Source organism: Vagococcus fluvialis (assembly GCF_048815235.1).
GTDB lineage: Bacteria > Bacillota > Bacilli > Lactobacillales > Vagococcaceae > Vagococcus.
This window is the reverse complement of sequence record NZ_JBMEAO010000004.1, coordinates 1-25,519: the sequence shown is the minus strand read 5'-3', so window position 1 is coordinate 25,519 and position 25,519 is coordinate 1. Positions and strand designations below refer to the sequence as shown.

The following is a 25,519-nucleotide window of genomic DNA, read 5'->3' as shown; positions in this document are numbered from 1 at the left end:
TTAATCCTCCTTTAATAAATTAATGATATGTAGATAAAAATAATCTAATTCCGCTTCTTCAAAGTTTTTTGTTGCCATTTCTTCAATGCTTACCCATAAATCTTTTGCATCAGAAAATTTAGGATCAGCAGTAATTTCAGATAAAATAAAATCATCTAAACTTGCTACTGCTTCATTTTTCTTGCGTCTTGTATCAGCCATTGCTAAATGTGTTAAGAACACATCTGACTCAGCTACTTCATTAATAATGTTGTTTTCAAGTAAATACTCTAAAACTTGTAATACATATTGACGTGTTGCTTCATCAATTACTTCTGAACTAACTAATATATCTAGTTTTTCTTTAATCATGATTTTCTCCTTAATATCTTGGAACCATTGTCCCATCGCCTACTTGTGTTTGAATATCTAAAACTCGTTTCATATCAAAACTCTTGTTAAAGAAAGCTTCCATTGACGTATCATCTTGATGGCAAACAATAACTGAAGTACTCATTTCCTCTTCTAATTGATTATTGTCTAACGTGATATAGTTCAACTCTTCATAGTTTTTGTCACGAATCTCATCAAAATTCCAAATCCCTGCATCAATTTGCCCGCTCTTTAAAGAGTGAATAATTTGATGACCAGGCATTTCAACCAGCTCAACCTGCTTGTTTTGAATGCTTTCATTCGTTAACATTTGTTGATCCAGTGAACTATAATCAATCGCCACTTTCATCCCATCTTCAATACTATTGTTATGACGGTTAGCAAATAATAAGACATGCCCGCTTAAATAAGTTTGCTTCCCAAAATCAATCACAATTTCTAATGGATCACCTTGTTGAATCGCTCGTTTTGCAGCAAATTTTGATACTACTGCAAAACGATACGTCTTCATTGATATTGACCGAACTCTTTCCTTAGATCCACGAATATAAGCAAGATTCAACTTGATATTATGCTCTTTAAATTCTTCATAAATACCAGTTGCTAATCCTTCATATAAACGTGAATAAGGTAGAGTCATCGTTCCTAAAATAGCTTCAGAAAGAGCATATTCTTGTAAAATGGCATAATCAATTTCTTCGATAAAGGTTCCTAGATGTCCATGACTCTTAGTCACAAGTGCACCTTCTGTTTTTAAATAATTCAATGCGTTCTGAACAGTTCCTCTAGCAACATCATATTCACTCTGATACTCAGAAATACTCGGCATTCTATCACCTTTTTTTAACTGAAGTAAATCAGATGCTAAATGATTAATGATTACCCCTTTTTTCTTCAAGAATTTATTACTCAATCCTAACTCCTCATTTCTTCACTATAGTCATTGCTTCTTTTAAAATACGAATGATGGTCTCAACACCTGCACGGTTTGGATTAATTCGAATCATCGAATGCTCCGCCTCAGGATTTGTTGCTCTAAAAGTACCAGATACTCGGTAAACAAGTGGGGAAAATTCATACTGCGACTCTGCTCCCACTGGATGTGGTAGAGCACCTAACTTAGTTGCAGCATCAATTACTTCACGAGCATTGTTTTCTTTTAGTTGAATTACCACAACTTTAGATTGGGCATTCACAACAAAAGCTTCTTCTAAACCTTCTATTTCACCTTCATTGATTTTAGCACATAATGCTTCACTTACCTGTGCAGAAATTGCTAATGAAACAGGTGCATAGATTAAACCTTTTAAAACATCTAAAGCTTCATGACCTTGAACCTGTCCACCACCAGAATAATTGTCTTGTTTTAATTTATTAATATATCGGCTATCTCCAACAATACATCCTACACCTTCTGGACCAAGTAGTTTAAATGTTGAGAAACAGGCTAAACTACCACCAAATTGTGTCCCTATTCCTTTAGTTTTCATGGCTGAATAATTATCATCAGTAACGATTGGTAAACTTTCACTAATACCACGAATCGTTTTAATCACTTCTTCTAAATCATATGAGTCGTCAATTTTTTGACGTGTTACTTGAACTAATACACCGTCTAATTTTTCATTAGACACTGCTGTTTTTAATGCTTCTAAATCGTTGAAGTCTGCTCGAATTATCTTGATACCCAACATATCAATCGATACTTGTGTTGTAGGATAAATAGCTGCTTCATGGACTAATAAAGTCCCATTTGTTCCAACTGAACCATAAAGAGCAAGTCGAATGGCATTCGTTCCAGAACCTCTGACAAGCATAGCACTTTCAGCTTCAAAAAAATCTGCTAGTACTTCTTCTACTTTTTTTGTAAATTCTGGTTGGTTTAAGCCTTTGACTACTCCTAAGTCACCTCGTGTTAGTATTTCATTTCCTGGGAAAAAACGAGTGATGGAATCAACTAATTTAAATTGAAGTTGTGTTGCTTCTTCAATAGTTAAACTGGTTAATGGATAAGTTTTCATAGCTTTAACCTCTATTCATAAATGTTATCGGATTGTCTTCTAACATTTTTGTGATAAATTTTTGAGAAACACCATTGTTTAAAGCAAGAGGAACAAATGTATCTAATAAATAGGAATAACCAATACCACCCATGTATTCCATGTTTGATTTTCTTGTGATATCCATTGATAAAAATACTTTGTCAGTGTATCCTCTTTTTTCAATTTCTTTTAACATCTCAACTCTTAGTAAATCCGGTTGGTAATTTTCTTTACCAACCGTATCAAATTCAACATACACACCTTGGTCTAACATATGTAAAATGTAATCAATATCACCTGTTAAATCCACATGACCAATAACAACTCGACTTAAATCAACGCCACGTTCTTTGAAAAAAGCAACTTGCTCATGACCGTAAGTTCCTAGTGTCGTATGAGTTGTAATTGGTACGCCCGTTTCTTTATGAGCAAGAACAGACGCTTCAAATACTTTCTCTTCACGAGGCATCATGATGTTTTTACTTGTTCCGATTTCACCAATTATGTGTGCTTTAATATCAGTTTCAGCAATACCTTCTCTGATTTCTTTCACCATAAAATCTGTTAGTTGTTTAATCGAATAATCTGTAACAAATTCAGGTAAGAATTTATCTTGATAAAAGCCTGTCGCCTGAATGATATTCATGCCCGTTTCATCAGCAACGCGTTTAACGTACAATGGATTTCTTCTCATATCCATATTCGTTACGTCTACAATATTGCGAACACCTTTATCGTACATTTTTTTGTATTCTGCTACAGTCTCATCATAGCAATTTAAATTTGTGTCATCGATATTTTTCAAACGTGATAAATCGATTGTTGTATGCTCATGCATATAAGTGATACCTTTTTGTAAGACCATTTTTGTTGCCCCCTCTTTCTAACCAGCTACAACAGGTGTGAATAAACCAAGTAAGTTTAAAATATTTACTAAAATACCTAAAGTAATTGCAGCAATCGGCCCAACAGCTAAATCTACAACAGGTTTGTTTGCTTTTTTGTTTAATAGTAATAAACCAATTACCCAGAAATAACCAATGCCTGGTGCAATTGCTTCTGATGCCATTGCTCCACCAATTAATAAAGCGACTTCTAATACTTTATTCATTGCCGTTCTAATATGTTCTCCCATTTCTCTAATACCTGGGAATTTATCTAAAGCTTTTGCCATTAATGTTAATAATTGTACTTCGATAAACATAACTAAAGCACCTACTGCAAATGCTAAAATTGGGTTACCTTTTAATAAAATACCTACTACAAATACAAATGTTGTTCCTGCAGGACTATAAACACCCGTTACAATTGCTGTTGAGAATACTAATGGAATAAATCCAATCCCTCTAGCAAAAGCTGCTAAAGCTGCTTCACTTGCTTTACCTTCAGCTAAAAGATTTAAAGAAATAGGATCTCCAGCGATTAATAAAAGACTTGTTGCTGCTGCAACTAATCCACCCATTGCTGATAACCAAATCCAGTTTTTCTTAATTCTGTTAACACGTTCTAAAAAGACACTGACTAAACTTTCATTTGAATTACTTCCATCACTCTTAACTTTAACAGCGTAGTAAATCATGAAAATCATACCAACTAAAAGTGACATACCTTCTGCACTTAATGTTAAAGATGTACCATTAGCTAATTTAAAAGTCCCAAATTGTTTTACAATAAATAATGTTAATAATGTCGCACCAAATGAGATAGAACCTTTTTTAAAGCCATGTTGACTTGCAATTGCTACTGCTGGGAAAATACTAAATGAAATAACAACTGGTGCACCAACTTTTGATAATGAATCAATAAAGTTAACAGGCATTAAAGCAAATGCATCAACCACTGCTTGTAATCCTAACACTAAACCAACTCCATAAACAGCACCAATAATACCAGCAATGATCATTCCTTTTTTGCCTTCTGGAGCCCATGAACCAATAATATCAGTCATTAATAAAATACTATGTACTAATAAAATTGAAGCACCGATTGACACTGGAATACCAAATCCAATAACTAAACCAAAACTTAAGGCAAAACTTGTTGCCGCTAATTCTTTTTTACCAATCTTTTTCTCTAGAAATTCTGGAACGATTGGACGTAAACCGTCGTTAAAAACCGCGATACCTTTATTTGCTAAAATTGAGCTTAGTCCTCCCAAAGCTGCAATAGCAATCAATTCAATTATTTTAGATGAGTCCATTTTTTTCCACCATTCTCTTTATATTTTATAATTTTGATAATTCGTCCATAATAATTGGTACTACTATATCTTTATGTTGTGCTGTAAAACCAAATGCTTTTTTACCAGATTGAACTTCTTGTCTGATTTCTTCTTCGCTCATCATGCTTGATGGCATTGAAACTGTTACACAGTTTTCTCTTCCTAATAATGCTAGTGCCATAGCTAATGCGCCACCGCCACCTGTATTACAAGCGCCTAAGTAAAAGTCAGCTTGACCAGCTTTAACAGCCATAGCTGCATCTAAGTCACTCTTAACATCTACTTCAAAATTACCATTTGCATGTTTCTCAACAAGGGCCTTAACTTCAGGTTTGTCAATCTGTCCACCTACAACTATTTTTTTCATATAAATTCTCCTTTCTCAATATACATTTTTTTGTATATTGATACAAAATATTTATTACGCTTTCAGTATAAGTGATAATAAATAAAATGCAAGCCTTTTCTTGATAAATAACACCGCTTTAATTTTCACTAGACAACATAACCCCTGTAATAAAAAGCTAACATCCTTGTTTACTAGATGTTAGCTTTTGTGGATTAAATAATTTCTTTATCTAATATCTCAAGAGACTCAATTAACAGTTGAGCAAAGATTTCTCGATTGACATCCTCTAACACCAACGTATTTGCTAATCCTTCTGATTTTCTTCGTTTGTCAGCAAATGTTAATCCCCTTGATATACCGTCTGATGTGTCAACATTTACATAGTATTTCGTTCCATTAAACATATTAGCATTCACCAAATAAGCAATGGCACATAAATCATGTATTGGACTATTGATAAACCCAAATTGTTTCCCTGATTCATTGTAAAAATGAAGTAATTCATAGGCTAAATGACTGACTCTTCCCTTATTTTTTAATGTATCAATTTCTGACACTAAAATTTCAGCTTTTTCAGTAACATCAAGCCCTGACATAATAATCTCTATTCCAGAATTAAAAACAATATGAGCAGCTTCTGGGTCCACATATATATTAAATTCGGCTAAAGAAGTTGTATTACCGTGGGAGATTCCGCCACCCATTAAGCTAATGCAATCAATTTTAGAATGTATCTCTGGATAAACTTTTAGCAATAAAGCAATATTTGTGAGTGGTCCTAACCCAACAATCGTCACTTTATGTGGGCTTGATTTTATTTTCTCATACATAAAATCAACTGCATTATATGAAACTACTGGATAGTCTAATCCGTCAAATAATGGGCCATCCATCCCACTATCTCCATGTGCTTCGTCACTTGGCTCTAACGTTTTAACAAGCGGTCCTTCTTGTCCCATAGCTAATGGAATATCAGACTGAATAAAAGATAAAACATTTTTAGCATTCTTTGTTACTTTTTCTAGAGTTTGATTTCCTCCAATGGTTGTTACGCCTAAAATAGTGATAGCTGATTTTTGCGCAACAGCAGTCAAAATTGCTAAGGCATCATCATGTCCTGGATCACAATCAATTAAAATATATTTCATCTTTATATCCTCTCAATCAATTCACTTATCGATATGACATTTGCTATATCTATTTTTTGTGAGAACTGACAAATAAAAGGCGGTTTCAAATCTGCTCTTTTTAATAAGTCCTCATTCCAAAAAATATCTCTAGGTAAACCATCATATTGTTTTTCTTTATTAGAAAAGACAATAACGCGCTGAAATTCTTTTGATACAAATTCCATATCGTGAGTTATCGTAATAACCGTTTTCCCTCTATTTTTAAGAGTTGTTATGATGTTTCCTAATAATTCAGTTGATTCTCTATCTTGTCCTGCTGTTGGTTCATCAAGAATAATCACTTGAGTGTCCATTGCAATAATAGCTGCAATCGTAATAAATTTTCGTTTAGAATACGGTAAGTTATATGGATGTTCCTCTAAAACTTCATCCAATTGACACAGTTTAGCAGCTTCTAGAATTCTTTCTTTAACTGTCTCAGAAGGATTTCTTTTATCAATCAATCCAAACGAAATTTCTTTGTATATTGTTTCTTGGAAAATCTGGTCGTCTGGATTTTGAAAAACATATCCGACTGTTTTAGCAATTTGAGCAGTTGTTTTATTCTTAGTGTCTACCCCGTCAACAAGTACAGATCCTGCAGAAGGCTTTAATAGACCATTCATCAGTTTAACAGTTGTTGTCTTACCGGCACCATTTTGGCCAATTATTGCGACAGACTCCCCTTTTTCAAAGTTTAAATCTACATTCCTAATTGCTTCGTAACCATTTGGATAAGTAAATGACACTTTTTTCATCTCTAAAAATCCCATTTTACTTCTCCTTTCCTAGAAACTCATAAGCTTCATTTATTGTAATTGGTATCTTTCTATCAGCTGATATTTTCCCAGCTTTTTTTCCTTCTAAAAAGAAAAGTGTTACTTGAGGTAACTGGCCTCCATGCTTAAGAACTAATTCATTCGTTAACACATTACGAGAAGGACCCTGCATAATAATTTGTCCATTCTCCATTAAAATCACATCATCACAATATTCAGCAACTAAATCAATTTTATGCTCAATTAAAATAATTGTTTTCCCTGTAGATTTTAATAACTTAATGATATTAAATATATCTTCCGTACTTTTTGGATCTAATTGTGAAGTTGGTTCATCTAAAATAATCACTTCTGGATCTAAAGCTATAATAGAGGCTAAGGCAACACGTTGTTTTTGCCCTCCAGATAGTTCAAAAGGATTTTTGTCTTTTAATTCTTCTAAATTAAATAGTTTTAGTAATTCCTCTACCTTCTGAATCATTTTCTCTCTGGGAACACCTAAGTTCTCCATTCCATAAGCTATTTCTTCATAAACCGTTTCTTTAACACCTGATATTTGTGTAAAAGGATTTTGAAAAGAATAACCAATAATTGAAGCAATTTCTCCTGAATCATAAGAAGTCATATTTTTCCCCTTTAATAAGACTTCCCCTTCTAATTGCCCTCTATATACTGAGGGAATAAAACCTCTAATAATATTACATAGTGTTGTTTTTCCAGCATTATTGGCTCCTATTAAACCGTATACTTTACCAGATTCAAGTGTTAAATTTAGATTTTTAATCGTTGCTTTAGACTCTAAAGGATACGTGTAATTGATATTTTTTAAGGTTATAAGACTCATAAAATCATCCCCCATATAACAAAGATTACGCCTGCAAATAAACAAATAGTTGTTAATAGGTAATCCATTTTAGTTTTTTTCAATTCATAGATGGCTGTTTTTTTACTTTTAGAAGAAAAACCTCTTGCTTCTAGCGTTAATACGCGTTCCTCAGTCTGTTGAATAGAAGACAACACTAAAGGTCCAATCATTGGAACAAAGGATTTCATCCTAACAAGTAAATTCCCTTCTGATTCAATACCTCTAGACTTTTGAGCGTCCGTAATAGTTGCTGATAAACTAGACATTTGAGGTATTAGTTGAATTGTTGAAGCAATAACAAAGGTCACCTTTTTAGGAACTCCTGATTTCTCTAAAGCATAATTAATATCTTTTGTTTGAGTAACTTGAAAAAAATAGATTACAGCTGAGCTGATTCCTACAATTTTTGATGTCATTAACAGACTACTCATTAACCCTATTTGAGAAAATTTAAAGAACCACCAAACTGGTTGTGAATCCTCATTTTGAATAATAAAAGTTTGGATAATAAAGATAAACAAAACAATAACTACGATAGATTTCATAAAAACTGATAAAAATTTTGTAGTATTTTTAGATAGTAAACTAAACATCACAATAATTGGAAATACACTATACTGAACTAAATAGCCTGGAGTAAACATACAAACAATAATCGTTAGTAACATCCAAAAGAATTTAGTTGAAGGATATAAATTAACAATTCTATTAGCCAATTTGCTCTCCTCCTTTTAATACATATGGTAAACCGTAATTTAATTTAACTAAAAACCTATCTGGAATTCTTCGAACAATAATCCAACTAATCGAGAAATTAATAATGGTATTGATTGTTCCAGAGATTAAGTTTGTTGAAATAACTGAATTCCACAATTCTTTCCCTGCTGCTAAAAAGGTTGCTGTAATTAAGTCTGTTCCTGATCCAGTCACACCGCCAAACATAAATACTGTTACTAAGGCTGCTGAAAATGCTGAAACTACTGCAATGACTACACAAGCAACTACGACACCTAATAAATTATTGTAAAATTTCCACTTAGAAAAATAGCCTGAAATTAATCCCACACTAATGGAAACAAGTCCGTATACAATGGCAATCGGATTTAACATCCCATTAACCACGTTACCTAGTCCCCCTGTTAAAGCCCCAACCCATGGTCCTGCAATCATTGAAACGAGTAGCGTTCCAATCATATCAATAAAGACTGGTAATTTTAAAACCGATGACAGTTGATAACCAACTACATTTAATGAAACACCGACTGGTATCAATAATAGCGCAATTAATGAAAAATCATATTTTAATCCTTGCTTCATTTCGTCCTCCTATTAAACCGTTTTCATTTATAAGCTTATTAATGTAAATTTAGTATAGTAGATATTTCTTTTAAACGAAAAGGACATTTGTCTACATTATCTATTTTATTCCGATAATTGATTTTTCATTAATTGAACCCCTTGATGAGTTAATTCAATTTTTTTGTGTTTAATGCTAACTTCTTCATTTTGTTTCATTTCTCTCATACTCCGGCCAACTGTTCTAGCACTGATTCCTGTTTGATTTCCTATTTGCTCGTAAGATAAATCGACTATTATTTTTTCCTCGTTTCGATAAGTACGTTCACTGTAATAATATTCAATCAAAATCGCGCGAACTCTATCAATACCTGAGTAATAATAATACAAACCATCATTACCTGACCTTTTATATAAATCATCAGCTAACAAATAGAGTGATTTCTTAAGTAAATCCATGTCACTCATAATAATTTTATAAACAACTTCTGAAGGCACTTTAATAATTTCAACATCAGTGATACACGTTATGGTTGCTACATATTTATTTTTTTGTCCTAGTATTTCTAGTAAACCAATACTTCCATTGGTACTATCTAGCTCAAAATAATTAAAACGATTGCCATCTTCGTAATTTCTTTGCCCCATTGCACTTCCTTTAATAATAAAAAAAACATTACTTGGGTGATCACCACGTTCAACAATTCTATCCCCTATTTGATAAATTTTTCTTTGTTCTGTTCCATTTAGAAATGGTTTGATTTCAGTGTAATTTAGAATTGCTCTTTCCATTTTGCTGTTTTTATTTTGTGTCATGTGTCTCCCTCCCATCGTTTTTATATTTATTCTATAACGTCATTAACAAAAAAACTAGATTTACCTTTCTATCAAAAAAAGATGACTCAAAAAGTCATCTTTCCCCTAATCTAATAGCCATCTCATTTTCAACAAATATTCTTGATTGTATTTAACAGCTAAGTTTTTTAAGAATAACTCAAGCTCACCATCATCTAAGACATTGCTAGAAATCAATTGTTGATAGGTTTCTTTTTCAGAATTATCTGCTTGCTTTTTGAAATATCCCCAAACATGTTGATACGTCACACGTAATGTTTTTTCTGTAGGCTCTACTTGATTTAATTGTTCTAAAACCAATTCATACTCTTGTTGTTTTTCTACAGTCCAATCATTTCCTTTAGCTAGTAACCGAATTTGATTATATCCTTGTTGAGAACGAGACATTACCCAATATTTATTTTTTGACCAAGAAGATTGAAAAGCTTTTAATAATTCTTTATCAGTAGCCATTTACCTCATCCTATTTTTAGTCTTTCACAGAAGCACTACTTACAGCATCTACTTCATCTTTCTTAGAAGCACTTGTCACAGCGTCCACATCTCCTACAAGTGTTTGACCGGTTTGTTTTAAATACCAATCAATAATTGGTTTGAAATCTAAAATATATTCATTAATTCCAGCATAATTTCCGTCATTATCATGAATGGCTTGATAGTTATGAACAACATATTTATCTGGTCCATGAGTCGGGACATTTACCCGAACACAGTCTGTTTCTCCTGAACGAAGTTGTTGAACCACCCACTCAACTCCTTTAAGAGCTGCCTCAGGATGACAATTAGCTAATGGATTTCCAACTTGGTTAGGTGTTCTTGAAGCTAACATTTCCTCTGCTGGAGCTACTTGATTGTAGTATAAAAATTGATTGTTATTATCTGCATAGGTCAATTCCATTGGCATAGAAGATAAGAAATAATTTAGTTGATCTACTGTTAATAATCCTCTATCTAATTTAACATAGGTATTACCTTCTACTGCACCCACTTTTTCAGCAGCTTGCTCTACCCAGTCATCAGCACTCATATCAACACCATCAATAGTTGTTTCTATTTTGCCAGTTGCATGTAAATCTTCTTTAGGTAGAACTGGCTTTTCAGCTTCTTCTAATTTAGTTACTAGTGACACAAACTGGATAAATTTTTTCAATGACTTAGTTAAAAATTCTTTTGTTTTGTCATCTTTTAAATTGCCATTTGTATCAAATGCCTCTTTGACTTTTCCTAATAAAAATTCATTCCCAGGTAACACAATCGCGTTAACTCCTGGTGCATCTAAAATTTGACGTAAATCTAGCTGAGCTCTAGATGAACCTTGATCGTAGTAAGAAGCCCCAACAATCATTACTGGTTTTTCTTCTAAAGGATGAATTTTAAATGATAGCCACTCTAAAACACTTTTTAAGGCTGCTGGAATCGAGCGGTTATGTTCTGGCGTTGCAATAATCACACCATCTGCTTCTACTATTTTTTTATTCAAATATTGAATGGGTTCACTCATTGTTTGATCATCACTTTGATTAAATAATGGAATATCTTTAATTTCTAACACTTCAATCTCTACCAAAGATTTGTATTCCTTTGCCATAAAATTTAATAAGGTACGGTTATATGATACCTCTGCGTTTGAACCTACAATTCCGATTAATTTCATTTTTTTCTCTCCTTTATAAGTTTTCCCAAGAGAAGTTTTCAGCTTCTTTTTTATTTGCTTCATGTGCATTTCCTAATTGTTTCATGACTTCAACGAACACCATAAAGTCTTTAAATAAAGCTTCTAATTTTTTTACTTGTTCTGTATCTTTTAATTGATTATTTTTATCAAATGCTTGCAAGGAATGACTTAATAAAAATTCAGAACTTGGCATAATGCGGGCTTTTAATTCTGGAGAATCTAACATTTGACGTAAGTGTTGTTGGGCTCTTGAAGAACCTAATGTCCCATATGAAGCGCCTGTTATCATGACTGGTTTATCTAAAAACGGATAGATATGATAAGAAAGCCAGTTTAAAGCATTCATTAATGATGCAGGTACTGCATGGTCATACTCGGGTGTACTAATAATCACACCATCAGCTGCTTCAATTTTTTCTGCTATTTCTGTGACAACGCTAGGAAGTTTTTTGTCTTCTGGTTTATTAAATAAAGGAATGTCTTTAATTTCTACAATTTCAATATCTACGTGATTCTTAAAATGCTCCTTCATAAAATAAAGTAACTGTCTGTTTGTTGAATTATCCGAGTTTGTTCCTACTAATCCAATCATTTTTTTCATTATTATGTCCTCTTTTCATTTTATAAATATTTGGTCATGCCTTTTGAATAATAGTTTTTTTCTTCAGTTATAACGAGTGCTTCAATTCCCATCAGTTCATTGACTTCATTTATAATTTCTTCAGGCTCATTGCCAAATAACCGAGTCGTCCATATTTCACCATCTACAGATTTTTCTGAAATTATCGTCAGACTTAATATAGCTGTTTCTACAGGATAACCTGTCTTAGAATCAAATATATGATGATATTTTTGATTATTAGCTTCTAAAACACGTTCATAAATGCCTGATGTGACTACCGATTGATTAGTTACTTTTAGAATTTCACTATAAACTTCTTCAGTCTCTCTGGGATTTTTAATACCTATCCGCCACTCTTTTCGTTGCTTATTTGGCGCACTTCCAAAGGTAACCACATTTCCACCTAGGTTAATGAGGGCTGACTGAACCCCTTGTTTTTTTAAATCTTCTACGATGATATCTGCAATATATCCTTTTGCTAAAGCACCCAAATCAAGTGACATGCCTTTTTCTAAATACACCGATCTGGTTTTCGAATCTAATTGAATTCGACTTGGGTCAATTTGTTCAAGCAATGTGGTGATCTCAGACTCTTGAGGTTTTCTTCCATCTGGAAAGCCAATTCGCCATGCTTTTGTTAAAGGACCTATGCTAATATTCAAAAAACTATTCGGCGCAACACTGTGATGTTTTCCAAGTTCGATTAATTTAAATAAACTTGGATGAACCCTCACCCACTCTTTTCCAGCGTGCAGATTAACAGCAATCAATTCTGACTTATCATTATTAGCACTAAAACGAATTTCATTTTCCCGTAATTGTTTATCCACCTGTTCGAGAATTTCTTCTGCTTTCTCATGATAAATCATCACATCAATCACAGTTCCCATTAAATGGATTTCTTTACTTTGCCATGTCATGTTTCCATCACATCACTTGTTTTTATTTGTTGCTCAACTACCTTAATTTTTTCTAGAAGAACGTTGTTTTTATTAATTTTAGCGTAAGCACGCGCATCATATAGTAGCTCTAATACTGCTTCTTTAGGTTGTTCTTCGTTCATGTGATTTAACGCTAATTGAAAAGCTGCTCTTGCTAAATAATAAGTTAAGTGATTTAATGAGCAAATTTCAATAGCGTAATTTAGAAGAGCATTACTTGCTTCTATCTCTCCTACTTCTGCATAAAAAACACCACTATGAAAAACGATATTCAGCACTCGCCAAGTGTCTTCCGTTTTATTAATAGGATAGACATATATTTTTTCTATGACTTTACTAAAGTAGTATTCCGCTTTGTCATAATCTTTTTCACGACTATAGGTCATACCAATTCCTGTGTAGGCTAGTAAACTGTATATAGTTTCCTCATTTACTTTTTCAGATAAAAGAATTTGGTCGAAAGTAAACAAAATATCTGTAACAGCTTGCTCTTTAAAAATCATCAAAAACCCCTTTAGATATAGATATCTTAAGTACAATTCAGATTCTTTATCTTCTTCTTTGAAAGTCAGTTCAGTTAAGACTTTTTGAGCCATATCGTATTCACTTGTAATAAGATAAAACTCAACTTTGTCCATACTCTCAACTAATTCTGAATTTTTCATCCCAATTTTAGGGAACAAATCACCTATTGGAAAATCTAATTTTTGACAGAGTTTAATCAATATCTTTAAACTAGGTACCTGACCGTTATTTTCAAAACGACTTAAGGTTGTTTGAGTACATATACCCTCTGCTAATTCATTCTGAGATAAATTTTTATGTTTCCTTGCTTCAATAAAAGCTTCTACATTCATGTTATCACCTCTTTATTGTGTTTTTAATCACATGTTCATTAACATCATAATAACTCCTTATGTATAAATAGTCAAACTTAAATATATAAATTTTTATATATTTGAAATTAAAAAAAGAAGATTATTTATATATAATCTTCTTTTCACTCTTATTACTCTGTAAAAGAAAGGTTTTGTGGCTCCTCTGGATAAGATTCCATACTTTTAAAATCAGTTGTTGGAATATCTTTTGAGACTATTTCTAAAGAAAAGTCATCTGCCCATAATTTGCCTTCTCCTTGCAGTAAAAAACCAAAATTTAAAACCGTTGCTTCTTTATCAATATCTAGTACCGATGAATAGTAATTCCATTCATTTGTTCCAACTACTGGTCTATTCTGCATGTTATCAAATTTTAATTGCTCATACTCTTTCCCGTCTACTCTAAACCAAATGCCACCCCAACCTTCAATGTCTTCAGACTTTAGATAAGCACTAACTCGAACACGTTTATCTATATAATGTTTTGCACTGACTTGCTGCATGACTGTTACAAAATCCTCCGTGTACAAGCTATTTTCTCTGCTTAATTTAACCGATCTTGTGCCACTATGAAACTGCGTATGATCCATCTCAACTTCATATTTATCAAAGTTGTTTCCAGAAATCAACCAGCCTTTTATTTTTGATTCTCTCATTTCAACTTCCCTCCTAAATAATTGTTTAAATTGCTTTCTGTATTGTTTAGGCGATAACAGGTAGTACAATTTAAAGACTCTCGAAAAAGCCTCTTGTGACGAAAAGCCACTTAATAAAGCAATATCAATAATTTTCATATCGCTATTAAGTAGTAACAAAGAAGCATTCGCCATTCTTCTTTGTTGAATGTACTTATAAATGCCTGTATTAAGCTGCCTCTTAAACACACGTTGAAAATGAAATTTTGATAAACCAACTTGATTCGCTATTTCCTCTAATGACAATTCTTGATATAAATGTTCCTCAATATAATTTAACGCTCTTTGCATGTCCTCTGTGTAATCCACCTGAATCACCTCCACCTTAGTTATATCATACGCTATTTAAAACAATTATTTATGATAGATAATGCTACTTTATCTAATAGAAAAAGCTGCTATTTTATTAGAGTAATTTTTTCTCAATACCTTCCATTGGTGCCATTTCTTTTGAATAATCTTCCGAATTCTCAGTATTTGTTGTAAAGTTCATTACGTTACTAAAAGACTCAATTAAACTTTGTTGCATCACTTTTGGAATTCCTAAATCATCCATATCAGAATAACTGATATTTTTCCTAATACTTTCTTCATCCCCAGATTGAATTTTTTGAACCCATTTTGGTTCTCTCAGTAACTCTCTTCCTATCCCAACTAAACTTGCTCCTATTTTCAATACTTCTGAAGCGTCTGTTGGATCTTCCACAGAACCAAGACCAATTATCGGTACACTATCTTCTAGTGTTTCAACAAAATGTGTCAATATCAATTTTTGATCAGACTTATTGTTTAAAGAGGTACGCTTATAACTTCCCATTGATAAATGAATATAATCAACATTTCCACTGATTTTTTTGGCAAAGTATAAGGAATCTTCTAAAGTGATACCTGGTTTTTCTATTTCTTCAGGAGATAATCTATAACCTAAAATAAACGAGTCATCGGCATATTCTTTAATCACAGCTCTAACTTTATTAATCACTGCTAGTCCGAATGTCATTCTTTTTTCTTTATCTCCACCCCATTTGTCATCTCTTTTATTAGAATGAGGAGAATAAAATTGCTGTAGTAAATAAGTATTCGCACCGTGAAGTTCAACACCATCAAAACCTGAGAGAATAGCTCGTTTTGTAGCTTCTCCAAAATCATTAATAATAGCTTCAATTTCATCATTTTCAAGCTCTCTTGGTAATTCTGAATTGGCTGGATATTCTGCTTTAACTGAACTTGAGCTGACTGGCTGAACTCCCCCTAATATCCTTGAAAATGTTTTTCTACCTGCATGAAAAATTTGTAAAACTGCTTTCGAATCATGAGCTTTAATAGTATGAGCCAAAGAACTTAAACTTGGTATCATATCATCAGTTGCCGCTGAAAACTCTCCTTCAAATCCTTTGCCATTGGAACTAACATTAGCAACTGCTGTAATAATCATTCCTGGTCCTCCAGAGCGCATCGCGTAATAGTCCAACTCATCCTTAGTAACCATTCCATTATAAAAGCTAGACATAGTTGTCATGGGTGCCATTACTATTCTATTTTTTAGTCTTGTTCCTTTTTTTATTTCAAAAGATTCTAAAAATTGATAATTATTCATTTTCATACTCCTAACTTATTAGTTTACTTACTTCAAACAACGAATTACTGTTGATGTATGATATTATAGATTCAATATTTTATTATTGTAAGTACGCACTTTTTTGTACGGTAGGTACTAGTAAGTACCTAATGGAAGTTAAAGGGGATTATAAAATGGAAAAAATTTATCATATGGGAATTGAGGCTACTCTTGATGTCATTGGTGGAAAATGGAAACCTATCATTTTATGTAAATTAGGAAATCAAGCTATGCGCTCTGGTGAATTAAAAAGACAAATGCCTAACACTACCCAGAAAGTGTTGACTCAACAACTACGAGAACTAGAACGAGATAATATAATTCATAGAGAAGTTTATAATCAAGTACCGCCAAAAGTAACCTACTCTTTAACAGAGGAAGGAAAAACCCTGCGTGAGTTATTAGTTGCTATGTCTGTTTGGGGAGAAAATAGAATCAAACAACAGCAAAATCAAGGGGAAAATATCGTATTAGTTTATGATGAGCACAATGGATTTTTGGAAATGTAAGAAGCACCTCCTATCGAATAACCTAGTAATGAGGTTGACCTAGAAAGTCAGTCTCATTTTTATTTACAAATGTTTTTTGGTAATAATGCATTAAAAAATTTGCTTTTTTAAAATTAGTACTATATAGTTCTAATATGACAAATCATAAAGCAATTAATAAAGAACATGTTGTTAATGTTGCTGCTAAACTATTTTTTGAAAAAGGATTTATTTATACTAGTATGGATGAAATCGTGCGTGTTAGTAAGGTTTCCAAATCTAATGTCTATTACCATTTCTCTAATAAAGAAGAACTTTTAGATGCGGTTATTGACTTTTGGATTTCTAGTTACCAGAAAGACTTAGAAATAGCACTCTCCCAAACTGAACTTTCAGTAAAAGAAAAGATTTTACTCTTTTTAGATAATCTTTCTACAGGTATAGAAGAACGAGATTATCAAGGTGGTTGCCCATTTATCACTCTTGCTATGCAAGCTCCTAATGACACAACTTCCGTAAAAGAAAAAATAAGTTATTTTTTTACTAGCTTGACCTCTGTTTGCGAGAACTTAATCAGGGAAGGAATTGAAAAGAAAGAATTTAAAGAAGAGATTGACGCTATGGAAGTTGCTGATCTCTTTATTACCAATTTAGAAGGTGCTCTATTTCTTGCAGAAATAAAAAAAGATAACAGCATAATAACAACAACAGCTAAACAATTATTTAAATTACTCGATTAAGAGTAATTTTTTTACACTAAACTAGTACTACTTAGTACTAAAAAGGAGATTAACAAATGAATGTATTAATTATTGGTTCGACAGGCTTTATTGGAAGTGAAATCGTAAAACAACTGGCACAAAAAGAGGTCAATTTAGTGCTTCTCGTTAGAAATAAACAAAAATCCTCTAAGCTAAAGGAGCTTAATCCGTCAAAGATTCAACTCATTACTGGGGATTTAACGTTACCTAATCTAGATTTAAGTGATAAAGAAAAACAGATTGCACTATCTTGTGACTCAATCATTCATTGCGGAGGCCCCATGGATATCTCTTTATCGAAGGAAGATGCTAAAACGGCATTTTTAAATGGTGCCAAACATGTGGCTCAATTAGCTACAGAAATTAACAGAACGAATAAATTAACTCAGTTCATACATGTAGTTGGGTATATGAGTCCTTTTACGGATAATCCCAAAGACTGGGAGAATTATGACGTTTTTAGTGACATTCATCCGTTCTTACAAAATGATTCTTATTATGAACAAATGAAATTTCAAGCTGATATTTTAATGCGCCAAGCTTCTCTTATAGAAGGTTTTCCCATAACAATTATTAATCCTCCAACAGTGATTGGCAATAAAGATACTGGTGTTACCGAACAGTTAGCAGGTTTTGGCCTGTTTATAAAAATCATCAGACAAGGCCTATTACCAATCATACCTGGTGGAAAAAGTTATCGTTTACCTGTTATTAATAGAGATGTTCTAGCTAATTTTATTATAGAGACTCTCTTTCAATCACCACAACAAATGGTTACTTACACATTAGCAAAGGACAAACAGATAGATTTAGCTTTACCAGATTTAATGAAAATTGTTAGTACTTCTATGAATATGAGCGTACCCAAAATTACAATTCCTTTGCCGTTTCTAAAAACTATTATGACACTTGGTGGTAGTCGCATAACAGGAATATCAAAAGATAGTTTGAATTTTATAACAGATCGAAATTTTGATAATCACCAAATCAAAAAAGATTATCCTGCTTCTTTAGCTGAACTATCTGCTGAAGCCTCAATTCCTTTGGTTGTTGCAGATATTGACTATACCCTTACTTTTGGAAAACAAGAGCAAACACCCTTTATTAAAAAAGTAATCAATCAAACGTGTTTTTACCATCTAGAAGGAACAGGAAAGCCTATTGTTTTAGTTCATGGTTTATTTAGTGAAGCTGATGATTTATTTCCTCTAGGAATAGAGCTTCATGCTCAAACAAAACGTCCTATTTGGTTAGTTGACTTACCTGGATTTGGTCGTTCTCCGTTTAAGACACATCAACAAGTTATCACACCATATTTAGAGGCTATTCAAACGATTCAAAAGGAAACAAACATGAAAGCTACTTTTATCGGTCATTCATTTGGAGCTGCTCTTCTACTAGAAGCTTCTAGCAAGAATATCTTGTCTAACGGACAAAAACTTATTTTAATTCAACCTCCACTAGCCAAGAGAACTAAGGCTGTGCCTATGTGGTTAGGAAAAATTGCGCTAAAAACTATGAGTACAGCACAATTAACTAAATACTTTATGAAACAAGGTTTGTTTTCAACCAACGAACACATACCTGACACTTATTTCAATAGACTCAAAAAAAGCTTTAACTCTCCTAGATTATTAAATACTAACTTGTTACTTAACAAGGCTTTACATCAGATGACTTTTGAGAAAACTCAATCTAGTAATATCTCAAGTATCTGGGGTATTGCTGATAGCAGCTATGAACAACCTAATGGCGTTAATCTTAAAAGAGTTGTTCCATTTGGACATCACTTTCCGATTAGTGAACCTGTTAAAACAGCTGAATATGTTTTAGAGTTTCTTTAAATTTCATATAATAAAAAGAATCTAGAAAACTCTTATTTTCTAGATTCTTTTCCATTATTATTTTAAGAGTAATTTATTATCATAAACCGTATAGTCACATCGATAAACAAATAATCGTTTGCCATCCACCAAAAAGTTAGTTGATGAGGGCACATCTGTATCTGACATGCGAATACTATCTCCTGTAAAAGTCGCTAATGGTGAGCCATTTTGACTTCTAATTAGAATCGTTTTTGATTTTCCTGTAAAATCATTTTTAAATTCATTAACCATACTATTTAACATTGGCACCGATTTATTTTGATTTTCAACTGTGACTGTTTTGGCGTATTCTTCAAACACATTATTCATACCGTCTTCATAAGCGATTAATGATGAACCAACATGAGTCATATTTTGTCCACCAACTGTGATGGATAAAACTTTAGACTCTTTTCTTGTCTCACCTTCAGAATCTTTACGGTCAAAAGTTGTATCTTTTTCAATTTTTACTGATTTACCTTTGATTGAATCAATTAATTGTGAGTCATTGTCATATGTTTGAATCACCATATCCAATCCTTTAAATTCTTGTTTAAAATCTTTTCCCCAATTAAGTAGGTCTGTACATCCTGATAATAAAACAACAGACAACAAAATAACTGGTACAATTGTTAGTATTTTAGTTATTTTTTTCTTCATCCCTAATTCCCTCCATTTTATATACGCTTATTATAACGTAATCTTGGGTTTTATGAATATATCAAAATGAATATATCCATAAAAATACATAAACTAATAACCAAAATGAATGACTTGGCCATTAGTTATGGTGATAAAGAGTTTGATTTTGGTCTAACCTTTTGGAATAACCACTATACAGGTGACTAATGAAAAAGTCGACTTTCCTAGATGGAAGTCGACTTTTTCTGTAGCTATTTTTTTATAAATCCTGTTTCTAATGTCTTTTTATCAAATCCCTCTAATGCTAGTAATTCTACTTTTCTATTTAGACCTCCAGCAAAGCCTGTTAAGGAAGCATTGGTTCCTACAACTCGGTGACAAGGAATCAAAATAGATATTGGATTATGTCCTACTGCCCCACCAACTGCTCTTGCAGAGGTTTTATTACTTGGGTATTTATTATTTAATTTTTCTGCTATTTCTTTGTAAGTCATTGTTTTACCATATGGTATTTCGACTAATATTTTTAATACTTTTTTTCGATAGTCCGTTACATCTGGTTGTAAATTCAGCTGTTCCAAACTTGGTTGCTCTCCATTAAAATAAGCATCTAACCATTTTTCAACCTGTTTTATAACCTCGTTTTCAGAAGTTTGAATCGAATTTAACTCAAAATGACTTCCGTAATATTTTTGATTTTCAAACCATATCCCTTTAACAGAAATATCATCACACAGTATTTCTAATTTTCCTAAAGGTGACAGGTAATTTTTTTTATAAAACATTTCTTTCCTCCTCTCAATAAAGTAATCGCCAAATATAAAAAGTAGCATAACTGGCCCAAGGACCCCATTGACATTTTAGTTGTTCCATTCTTTTTTTATCAGGCTTATCTATTTGGTTTTCAATGACTTTAATTCCATTTAACAGCCCAACATCAGCCATTGGAAAAGCATCATTAATTCTAAAACATCTCATGATGACATAATTGGCTGTCCATGGTCCAATTCCACGAATTTTCACCATCTCTTTTTCAATAGATTTAATATCAGTAAAACTTAAAAAATAGGATTTTGAAATTTCTCCTGACACAAGTTTTTGAGAAATATCGATTAAATATTCTGCTTTTTTTTGCGTTAATCTTAGCTTTTGTAATTCCTCTGTTGCTAAAGAGGCAATCACTTTTGGATCAGGATAAATCCAATAACTGTGACCTTTATAAGTTATTTCAGTTCCATAAGTTTCTGTAAATCTTCTTTTAAGTGTGTAGGCATAGGCTAAGTTAATTTGTTGACCTAAAATTCCCCATGTCATAGCTTCATAAAAATCAGGCACTCCAACTAATCGAAAGCCGTAAAACTTATCCACTAATGGATGTAGTAAATCATCATTTTTAGCCATTTGGTAAAAGGACGATATATCTGTTTTTAAATCAAACCAATCACTAATATATTCAGCTATTTGTATTTTACTTTCTTTGGTCCAAACAACATCATTTAACAACGTAACTTCAATGCTGTTTTTTTCACTTAAAAAAGCTAATTCACAAAGATAAATCTGCTCTGACACGAGAAAGGCTCGACGAATTTTTTGATCTAACACTTGATACATTACTTCATTTGGTTCACGACATAAATAAGCTAAAATATGTTCCCAACTAAAAACAGTTGGTGTTTGAATCTGTAAAATGTCTTGGTTCTTTCTCATTAGCATCGCTCCTTATGCGTATATCTTAACAAAAATTTGTCATAAAAAATGCCACTATCTGGCTTTTATTTTTTAATTCATCTTTACTTACTTTCTTAATTTAGTTAACATGCAATTAAGTTAAATGACAGACGGAGGAAATCATATGGAACTATTTAAAACAGAACGAACAATTATCCAATCCTTTAACTCAGAACATATGAATGATTTTATGACCTATCATAACAACGATGAATGGATGCAATTTCAAGGATTTAAAAACTTAACTAGGGCAGAATATGAGACAGAGCTCTTAAAGGAATTTTCTTTAGAGGAAGGCAGTCAGTTAGCCATAATAAAAAAAGACATCAACCTGTTAGTAGGTGATATCTTTTTGAAAGAAGTAACTAATTCATTGTTTGTTGGCTATACGATTTCTCCTAAATTCAGCAAACAAGGATACGCTACTGAAGTTTTACTAGGAATTATCGACTGGGCTAAACAAAAGACATTTAGTGATATATCAGCTTATGTTGAGACAGAAAATCTTGCTTCGATAAATTTACTAAAGAAAACTGGTTTTTCTGAAGTGCCTGATTCAGAAGAAGAAGGTGAAATACTGTTTAAATTTTATTTATAATAAAAATTAATACTAGTTCATATCTTACTTAATTTATATTAAAACCCAAATGTTTCTCCAGTAGTCATATCAATTGCTCCTACTGCATGACTCGCAATATCTCCTGTTTCTTTGTTTTTTATAAAAACATTTCGTTTGTTGTCTCCTGCGTCTTGAAAATAGGCAACTTCATACTCAGGGAATTTCTCTTCTAATCTATCTCTCGCTGCTGACTCCCAATCAAATTCAGTTGAAGTTGATTCTTCTTTCACTGGTACTAAAGTTTCTTTACCATTAACTATATCATTAAACCCATTATTCAACTCTTGATTTTGAGATTCATTAAAGTATAAATAATTCTTCTCATTCCCTTGATTTTGTTGAGTAACTAAAACTTTAGGTTGTCCTTTTTGTAAAACGAAAAAGTAAACATGTTGTGCAAGGTACGGCTGTGTTTCAGCATCAGAATAAACTGCTACTAATTGATAATCTTTAGTTCCTTCACCGTTAGTTGACCACTCAACAGATACCGGAGACTCACCAACTGCCATTGTCATTGAATTAGAAAGAATATCGGTTGGTAATGTTAATCCATATAAATCAACATTGATCTTTTCATCATATTGTTTATATTGCTGATCCATTGTTGGTCCCCAAGACATCATAAATTCATTTAATTTAGCATCTTTTTCAGGATTCCATAAACTTGCCTTTTCTTCTTTTACTTCATCTTTTTTATTTTTTTCTTCTGTTTTTTTCTTATCTTCTTTTTTTGGTTCTTTTCCTAATTGAGTAATTTCTTCTTTTGCATATTTAACCAGTTGAGAAGAACCACCTTCTATTTTGGTGACAGCTTCAAAATCAACTTTAGCTTCTTTAGCATTTTTTTCTTTTTTTGAAATACCATCATTATAATGCTCTAGCTGCTTTTGATATTTTTTTGCTTCTTTGTCATCTTTTTTATTTTCTAAGGCTAATTCAACAAATCCTTCTGCTTTTTCAAATTCTTTCTCTACAATAGCTTCTTTTGCTTTTTGCATAGATTGATCGAAAGATGAGTTAGATGAACAACCAAATAAAACAATTGTTGATGCTATTATCATTAATAATTTCTTCATTTTATATTCTCTCCTTTTTCCTCTACTTTCATATTTTATCATATTGTATTCACTTATTTTATAAACATGAAAACTAACTATAGTTTTTTAATCCGTTATTCATCCTACTATTTCAAAAGAAACATAATAAAAAAGTTTAGCTATTCCATTTTGGAATAACTAAACTCGTTTTATCCTTGAAAACATTGAATTTCTTTCCTATTCTTTATGTTCTCTACTAATAAAAAATAATTAACATTCTATTTGAGTAACAAAACATATATTTAATTCAATATCACTCAGCTATAATATTCTTAGTAATATTGTTCAAAACTGTATACATTTTGGCTCAATGAAACGTTTATATAGTATAGGAGGTACATACATGAAAAAGAAAGATATGTTAGATCAATTTTTAATTGATTTAGCAAATCAAACATATAGATTACTAGTTTCTAAAGGAGCTAGTCACCATGAAGCAGAAGATGTTGTTCAAGATACTTTATATAAACTAATTAAATTGCTTCCTGAATTAAACCATAATCAATTAAAACCATGGTTTTTCAGAGTCGCTTTAAATGGCTTCATTGATAATAAACGGAAAACACAAAAAACAATAACTGTGGAACAATCATTTTTTCATTATTATCAAGAAAATGTAAATCATTATAATAGAGTAATTAATCTAGAACAAATAGAAATAAAACTCGATAGCATCAAAAAAGAATATCGTGAAATCCTCCTATTAAAGTATTATTATGATTTATCTTATATAGAAATTTCAGAAATTTTAAATATTAAACAAAATTCAGTCAAACAAAAACTAGCACGTGCTAGAAAAAGCATACTAGATAATAAGGAGTAGAAATATGAAACCTAATTTTGAAAACTCATTACGTAAAGCTAAAATAAAAAATACATTACGAATTATTCTAATTACTGTAATAACTATTTTAATTATCATTCCCATATTTTATTTTTTTAGTAATAAGATTGTTGCCAAAAATTCAAATGAATTAAATGAATCAATATTTTTAAGAAATCTAGTTGCTGAACCTAACATTCAAATAGACTCCAGCGTCTTAGCTTACAGCACCTCTACTGGAGGAAACATTACTACCAACCGTTCCAAAAACATCTCAGGGTATACGGTTCCTTGGGATACAATAAATTCCAGTTATTCATTACTTGGATATCATATGGATTACAATGAATTCTCACCTGGTCAACATATGACTGAGAATAATATTTACTCTTATAATAAACAAACTAAACAAAAAGTAGCTGATTTTTATCATCCTGAACTGAATTATAGTAAATACTTAAAAACTATGCCTAATGATTTAAATAAAATGAATAGTACAAAAGATGAGCTAGCAGAAGTCGCTATTTCTTTTGACAAACCTATCAGATGGTCAGAATTTCAAGATTATATACCAAAAGAAGTGACTGTGAAATGGTTATACATGACTTCAAATACCGAAACAAAAGAAATAACTGGACCAACTGGATTAGATGTCTATGGCTATCATTTTGATAAAGATAATAAACAAGATACTTTTGAACAATTTTTAGATGACCTTTCTGTTTATGATAATCAAAATAAAGACTCGGATATCCAAAAATTCTTAAAGCAATACAAAGATAGTGACTTTCTTGATGTCCCTATTTTAGGAGTTTTAGTAACTGGCGAAAATAAATATTTAAAAAAATTAGAAAATATTCCCAACCTAAGAGCGTCTTCTATAGGTGTTGTTGTTGAAAAAACACCGTATATTAATGTGGAATAAAAAATTTTGTTTAATGCCTATCTTGAGGACAGTGATATTTAAATTGGATACAAAAAATGAGGCTGTGACATAAGTAGTTACAGTTCTTAAATAAAAGAATCGAAATTCGAAAATCTTAAAAAGATTTTTGGATTCCGATTCTTTTTTGTTATCTATTGGTTTATTTTTCTGATTTACAGCCAATTTTATTATAT

At 31.9% G+C, this 25,519-nt stretch carries 29 protein-coding genes; 6 read left to right on the top strand and 23 right to left on the bottom strand.

Annotation, left to right across the window (positions count from 1 at the left end; all coding sequences use genetic code 11):
- The 19 genes from ACODH8_RS03670 to ACODH8_RS03580 all read right to left on the bottom strand — a co-directional run bounded on the left by ACODH8_RS03670 (window position 1) and on the right by ACODH8_RS03580 (window position 16,356).
- Entirely contained in the window at window positions 1-351 is a 351-nt protein-coding gene (locus ACODH8_RS03670; RefSeq protein ID WP_332466613.1) for a hypothetical protein, read from the bottom strand.
- A gap of 10 nt (window positions 352-361) precedes the next feature.
- Complete coding sequence (gene yhfZ / locus ACODH8_RS03665) at window positions 362-1,285, bottom strand: GntR family transcriptional regulator YhfZ (RefSeq protein WP_332466614.1); 924 nt, start codon at window positions 1,283-1,285, stop codon at window positions 362-364.
- Window positions 1,286-1,295: 10 nt separating this feature from the next.
- Complete coding sequence (locus ACODH8_RS03660; protein WP_332466615.1) at window positions 1,296-2,393, bottom strand: aminotransferase class V-fold PLP-dependent enzyme; 1,098 nt, start codon at window positions 2,391-2,393, stop codon at window positions 1,296-1,298.
- A gap of 4 nt (window positions 2,394-2,397) precedes the next feature.
- On the bottom strand, window positions 2,398-3,279 hold the full coding sequence (locus tag ACODH8_RS03655; protein ID WP_332466616.1) for a phosphotriesterase-related protein: 882 nt from the start codon (window positions 3,277-3,279) through the stop codon (window positions 2,398-2,400).
- 18 nt (window positions 3,280-3,297) lie between these two features.
- Window positions 3,298-4,614 (bottom strand): YhfT family protein, encoded by a 1,317-nt coding sequence (locus ACODH8_RS03650; protein ID WP_332466617.1) that lies wholly within the window; start codon window positions 4,612-4,614, stop codon window positions 3,298-3,300.
- Between the two features lie 25 nt (window positions 4,615-4,639).
- Window positions 4,640-5,002: a DUF2620 domain-containing protein gene (locus ACODH8_RS03645; RefSeq protein WP_332466618.1), complete on the bottom strand. Its 363-nt coding sequence runs from the start codon at window positions 5,000-5,002 to the stop codon at window positions 4,640-4,642.
- Between the two features lie 194 nt (window positions 5,003-5,196).
- A complete protein-coding gene (locus tag ACODH8_RS03640) occupies window positions 5,197-6,132 on the bottom strand; it encodes a nucleoside hydrolase (protein WP_420517525.1) in 936 nt (311 codons plus the stop codon).
- A 2-nt stretch (window positions 6,133-6,134) separates the two neighbouring features.
- Window positions 6,135-6,926 (bottom strand): energy-coupling factor ABC transporter ATP-binding protein, encoded by a 792-nt coding sequence (locus ACODH8_RS03635; RefSeq protein WP_420517524.1) that lies wholly within the window; start codon window positions 6,924-6,926, stop codon window positions 6,135-6,137.
- 1 nt (window position 6,927) lies between these two features.
- Window positions 6,928-7,776: an energy-coupling factor ABC transporter ATP-binding protein gene (locus ACODH8_RS03630; RefSeq protein ID WP_420517522.1), complete on the bottom strand. Its 849-nt coding sequence runs from the start codon at window positions 7,774-7,776 to the stop codon at window positions 6,928-6,930.
- Entirely contained in the window at window positions 7,773-8,513 is a 741-nt protein-coding gene (locus tag ACODH8_RS03625) for an energy-coupling factor transporter transmembrane component T (protein ID WP_420517520.1), read from the bottom strand. The genes ACODH8_RS03630 and ACODH8_RS03625 overlap by 4 nt, the downstream gene beginning before the upstream one ends.
- On the bottom strand, window positions 8,506-9,114 hold the full coding sequence (locus ACODH8_RS03620) for an ECF transporter S component (RefSeq protein ID WP_420517518.1): 609 nt from the start codon (window positions 9,112-9,114) through the stop codon (window positions 8,506-8,508). The genes ACODH8_RS03625 and ACODH8_RS03620 overlap by 8 nt, the downstream gene beginning before the upstream one ends.
- A 105-nt stretch (window positions 9,115-9,219) precedes the next feature.
- A complete protein-coding gene (locus ACODH8_RS03615; RefSeq protein ID WP_332466624.1) occupies window positions 9,220-9,909 on the bottom strand; it encodes a Crp/Fnr family transcriptional regulator in 690 nt (229 codons plus the stop codon).
- Window positions 9,910-10,014: 105 nt separating this feature from the next.
- On the bottom strand, window positions 10,015-10,401 hold the full coding sequence (locus tag ACODH8_RS03610) for a YbgA family protein (RefSeq protein WP_420517517.1): 387 nt from the start codon (window positions 10,399-10,401) through the stop codon (window positions 10,015-10,017).
- 16 nt (window positions 10,402-10,417) lie between these two features.
- Window positions 10,418-11,602 carry an NAD(P)H-dependent oxidoreductase gene (locus tag ACODH8_RS03605; protein ID WP_420517515.1) on the bottom strand — a complete coding sequence of 395 codons (1,185 nt, stop codon included), beginning with the start codon at window positions 11,600-11,602 and terminating at the stop codon, window positions 10,418-10,420.
- A gap of 13 nt (window positions 11,603-11,615) precedes the next feature.
- Window positions 11,616-12,224 (bottom strand): NADPH-dependent FMN reductase, encoded by a 609-nt coding sequence (locus tag ACODH8_RS03600; protein ID WP_420504007.1) that lies wholly within the window; start codon window positions 12,222-12,224, stop codon window positions 11,616-11,618.
- A 20-nt stretch (window positions 12,225-12,244) separates the two neighbouring features.
- Window positions 12,245-13,165, bottom strand: coding sequence for an FAD:protein FMN transferase (locus tag ACODH8_RS03595; RefSeq protein ID WP_420517514.1), 921 nt, complete (start codon window positions 13,163-13,165; stop codon window positions 12,245-12,247).
- The gene (locus tag ACODH8_RS03590) at window positions 13,162-14,043 is read right to left on the bottom strand and encodes a helix-turn-helix domain-containing protein (RefSeq protein ID WP_420517513.1); all 882 of its coding nucleotides are present in this window, start codon (window positions 14,041-14,043) and stop codon (window positions 13,162-13,164) included. Before ACODH8_RS03590 ends, ACODH8_RS03595 begins: the two co-directional genes overlap by 4 nt.
- A gap of 152 nt (window positions 14,044-14,195) precedes the next feature.
- Window positions 14,196-15,068: a helix-turn-helix transcriptional regulator gene (locus ACODH8_RS03585; protein ID WP_420517512.1), complete on the bottom strand. Its 873-nt coding sequence runs from the start codon at window positions 15,066-15,068 to the stop codon at window positions 14,196-14,198.
- Between the two features lie 97 nt (window positions 15,069-15,165).
- On the bottom strand, window positions 15,166-16,356 hold the full coding sequence (locus tag ACODH8_RS03580) for an NADH-dependent flavin oxidoreductase (RefSeq protein ID WP_420517511.1): 1,191 nt from the start codon (window positions 16,354-16,356) through the stop codon (window positions 15,166-15,168).
- A 155-nt stretch (window positions 16,357-16,511) separates the two neighbouring features.
- Between ACODH8_RS03580 and ACODH8_RS03575 the strand changes: the two genes are divergently transcribed.
- The 3 genes from ACODH8_RS03575 (at window position 16,512) to ACODH8_RS03565 (ending at window position 19,470) form a co-directional block, all read left to right on the top strand.
- Complete coding sequence (locus ACODH8_RS03575) at window positions 16,512-16,886, top strand: helix-turn-helix domain-containing protein (RefSeq protein WP_332466633.1); 375 nt, start codon at window positions 16,512-16,514, stop codon at window positions 16,884-16,886.
- 134 nt (window positions 16,887-17,020) lie between these two features.
- A complete protein-coding gene (locus tag ACODH8_RS03570) occupies window positions 17,021-17,605 on the top strand; it encodes a TetR/AcrR family transcriptional regulator (protein WP_420504002.1) in 585 nt (194 codons plus the stop codon).
- Between the two features lie 56 nt (window positions 17,606-17,661).
- Window positions 17,662-19,470, top strand: a complete 1,809-nt coding sequence (locus ACODH8_RS03565) for an alpha/beta fold hydrolase (protein WP_420517510.1) — start codon at window positions 17,662-17,664, stop codon at window positions 19,468-19,470.
- Between the two features lie 57 nt (window positions 19,471-19,527).
- Here the strand turns inward: ACODH8_RS03565 and ACODH8_RS03560 are convergent, their stop codons facing one another.
- From ACODH8_RS03560 to ACODH8_RS03550, 3 genes are all read right to left on the bottom strand, one after another.
- Complete coding sequence (locus tag ACODH8_RS03560) at window positions 19,528-20,151, bottom strand: DUF5052 family protein (RefSeq protein ID WP_420517509.1); 624 nt, start codon at window positions 20,149-20,151, stop codon at window positions 19,528-19,530.
- A 233-nt stretch (window positions 20,152-20,384) separates the two neighbouring features.
- Window positions 20,385-20,918: a methylated-DNA--[protein]-cysteine S-methyltransferase gene (locus ACODH8_RS03555; RefSeq protein ID WP_420517508.1), complete on the bottom strand. Its 534-nt coding sequence runs from the start codon at window positions 20,916-20,918 to the stop codon at window positions 20,385-20,387.
- 13 nt (window positions 20,919-20,931) lie between these two features.
- Window positions 20,932-21,840 (bottom strand): DNA-3-methyladenine glycosylase 2, encoded by a 909-nt coding sequence (locus tag ACODH8_RS03550; protein WP_420517507.1) that lies wholly within the window; start codon window positions 21,838-21,840, stop codon window positions 20,932-20,934.
- A gap of 145 nt (window positions 21,841-21,985) precedes the next feature.
- On the opposite strand from ACODH8_RS03550, the gene ACODH8_RS03545 reads away from it, so the two are divergent.
- Window positions 21,986-22,459, top strand: coding sequence for a GNAT family N-acetyltransferase (locus ACODH8_RS03545; RefSeq protein WP_420517506.1), 474 nt, complete (start codon window positions 21,986-21,988; stop codon window positions 22,457-22,459).
- A gap of 38 nt (window positions 22,460-22,497) precedes the next feature.
- On the opposite strand, the gene ACODH8_RS03540 is transcribed toward ACODH8_RS03545, so the two are convergent.
- Window positions 22,498-23,556, bottom strand: coding sequence for a DUF4767 domain-containing protein (locus ACODH8_RS03540; protein ID WP_420517505.1), 1,059 nt, complete (start codon window positions 23,554-23,556; stop codon window positions 22,498-22,500).
- A 364-nt stretch (window positions 23,557-23,920) separates the two neighbouring features.
- On the opposite strand from ACODH8_RS03540, the gene ACODH8_RS03535 reads away from it, so the two are divergent.
- Both ACODH8_RS03535 and ACODH8_RS03530 read left to right on the top strand, forming a co-directional pair.
- Window positions 23,921-24,400 carry an RNA polymerase sigma factor gene (locus tag ACODH8_RS03535; RefSeq protein WP_420517504.1) on the top strand — a complete coding sequence of 160 codons (480 nt, stop codon included), beginning with the start codon at window positions 23,921-23,923 and terminating at the stop codon, window positions 24,398-24,400.
- Between the two features lie 4 nt (window positions 24,401-24,404).
- Window positions 24,405-25,325 carry a sigma factor regulator N-terminal domain-containing protein gene (locus ACODH8_RS03530; RefSeq protein WP_420517503.1) on the top strand — a complete coding sequence of 307 codons (921 nt, stop codon included), beginning with the start codon at window positions 24,405-24,407 and terminating at the stop codon, window positions 25,323-25,325.
- Window positions 25,326-25,519: the final 194 nt, after the last annotated feature.

What these genes read in the sequence shown, in the direction of transcription:
- ACODH8_RS03670 (WP_332466613.1), bottom strand. Translation starts at nt 351, where the DNA reads ATGATTAAAGAAAAACTAGATATATTAGTTAGTTCAGAAGTAATTGAT.
- ACODH8_RS03535 (WP_420517504.1), top strand. Translation starts at nt 23,921, where the DNA reads ATGAAAAAGAAAGATATGTTAGATCAATTTTTAATTGATTTAGCAAAT.
- ACODH8_RS03635 (WP_420517524.1), bottom strand. Translation starts at nt 6,926, where the DNA reads ATGGGATTTTTAGAGATGAAAAAAGTGTCATTTACTTATCCAAATGGT.
- ACODH8_RS03605 (WP_420517515.1), bottom strand. Translation starts at nt 11,602, where the DNA reads ATGAAATTAATCGGAATTGTAGGTTCAAACGCAGAGGTATCATATAAC.
- ACODH8_RS03645 (WP_332466618.1), bottom strand. Translation starts at nt 5,002, where the DNA reads ATGAAAAAAATAGTTGTAGGTGGACAGATTGACAAACCTGAAGTTAAG.
- ACODH8_RS03580 (WP_420517511.1), bottom strand. Translation starts at nt 16,356, where the DNA reads ATGAATAATTATCAATTTTTAGAATCTTTTGAAATAAAAAAAGGAACA.
- ACODH8_RS03530 (WP_420517503.1), top strand. Translation starts at nt 24,405, where the DNA reads ATGAAACCTAATTTTGAAAACTCATTACGTAAAGCTAAAATAAAAAAT.
- ACODH8_RS03630 (WP_420517522.1), bottom strand. Translation starts at nt 7,776, where the DNA reads ATGAGTCTTATAACCTTAAAAAATATCAATTACACGTATCCTTTAGAG.
- ACODH8_RS03595 (WP_420517514.1), bottom strand. Translation starts at nt 13,165, where the DNA reads ATGACATGGCAAAGTAAAGAAATCCATTTAATGGGAACTGTGATTGAT.
- ACODH8_RS03620 (WP_420517518.1), bottom strand. Translation starts at nt 9,114, where the DNA reads ATGAAGCAAGGATTAAAATATGATTTTTCATTAATTGCGCTATTATTG.
- ACODH8_RS03615 (WP_332466624.1), bottom strand. Translation starts at nt 9,909, where the DNA reads ATGACACAAAATAAAAACAGCAAAATGGAAAGAGCAATTCTAAATTAC.
- ACODH8_RS03610 (WP_420517517.1), bottom strand. Translation starts at nt 10,401, where the DNA reads ATGGCTACTGATAAAGAATTATTAAAAGCTTTTCAATCTTCTTGGTCA.
- ACODH8_RS03565 (WP_420517510.1), top strand. Translation starts at nt 17,662, where the DNA reads ATGAATGTATTAATTATTGGTTCGACAGGCTTTATTGGAAGTGAAATC.
- ACODH8_RS03590 (WP_420517513.1), bottom strand. Translation starts at nt 14,043, where the DNA reads ATGAATGTAGAAGCTTTTATTGAAGCAAGGAAACATAAAAATTTATCT.
- ACODH8_RS03545 (WP_420517506.1), top strand. Translation starts at nt 21,986, where the DNA reads ATGGAACTATTTAAAACAGAACGAACAATTATCCAATCCTTTAACTCA.
- ACODH8_RS03650 (WP_332466617.1), bottom strand. Translation starts at nt 4,614, where the DNA reads ATGGACTCATCTAAAATAATTGAATTGATTGCTATTGCAGCTTTGGGA.
- ACODH8_RS03575 (WP_332466633.1), top strand. Translation starts at nt 16,512, where the DNA reads ATGGAAAAAATTTATCATATGGGAATTGAGGCTACTCTTGATGTCATT.
- ACODH8_RS03640 (WP_420517525.1), bottom strand. Translation starts at nt 6,132, where the DNA reads ATGAAATATATTTTAATTGATTGTGATCCAGGACATGATGATGCCTTA.
- ACODH8_RS03660 (WP_332466615.1), bottom strand. Translation starts at nt 2,393, where the DNA reads ATGAAAACTTATCCATTAACCAGTTTAACTATTGAAGAAGCAACACAA.
- ACODH8_RS03560 (WP_420517509.1), bottom strand. Translation starts at nt 20,151, where the DNA reads ATGAAGAAAAAAATAACTAAAATACTAACAATTGTACCAGTTATTTTG.
- ACODH8_RS03570 (WP_420504002.1), top strand. Translation starts at nt 17,021, where the DNA reads ATGACAAATCATAAAGCAATTAATAAAGAACATGTTGTTAATGTTGCT.
- ACODH8_RS03540 (WP_420517505.1), bottom strand. Translation starts at nt 23,556, where the DNA reads ATGAAGAAATTATTAATGATAATAGCATCAACAATTGTTTTATTTGGT.
- ACODH8_RS03655 (WP_332466616.1), bottom strand. Translation starts at nt 3,279, where the DNA reads ATGGTCTTACAAAAAGGTATCACTTATATGCATGAGCATACAACAATC.
- ACODH8_RS03600 (WP_420504007.1), bottom strand. Translation starts at nt 12,224, where the DNA reads ATGAAAAAAATGATTGGATTAGTAGGAACAAACTCGGATAATTCAACA.
- ACODH8_RS03550 (WP_420517507.1), bottom strand. Translation starts at nt 21,840, where the DNA reads ATGAGAAAGAACCAAGACATTTTACAGATTCAAACACCAACTGTTTTT.
- ACODH8_RS03555 (WP_420517508.1), bottom strand. Translation starts at nt 20,918, where the DNA reads ATGTTTTATAAAAAAAATTACCTGTCACCTTTAGGAAAATTAGAAATA.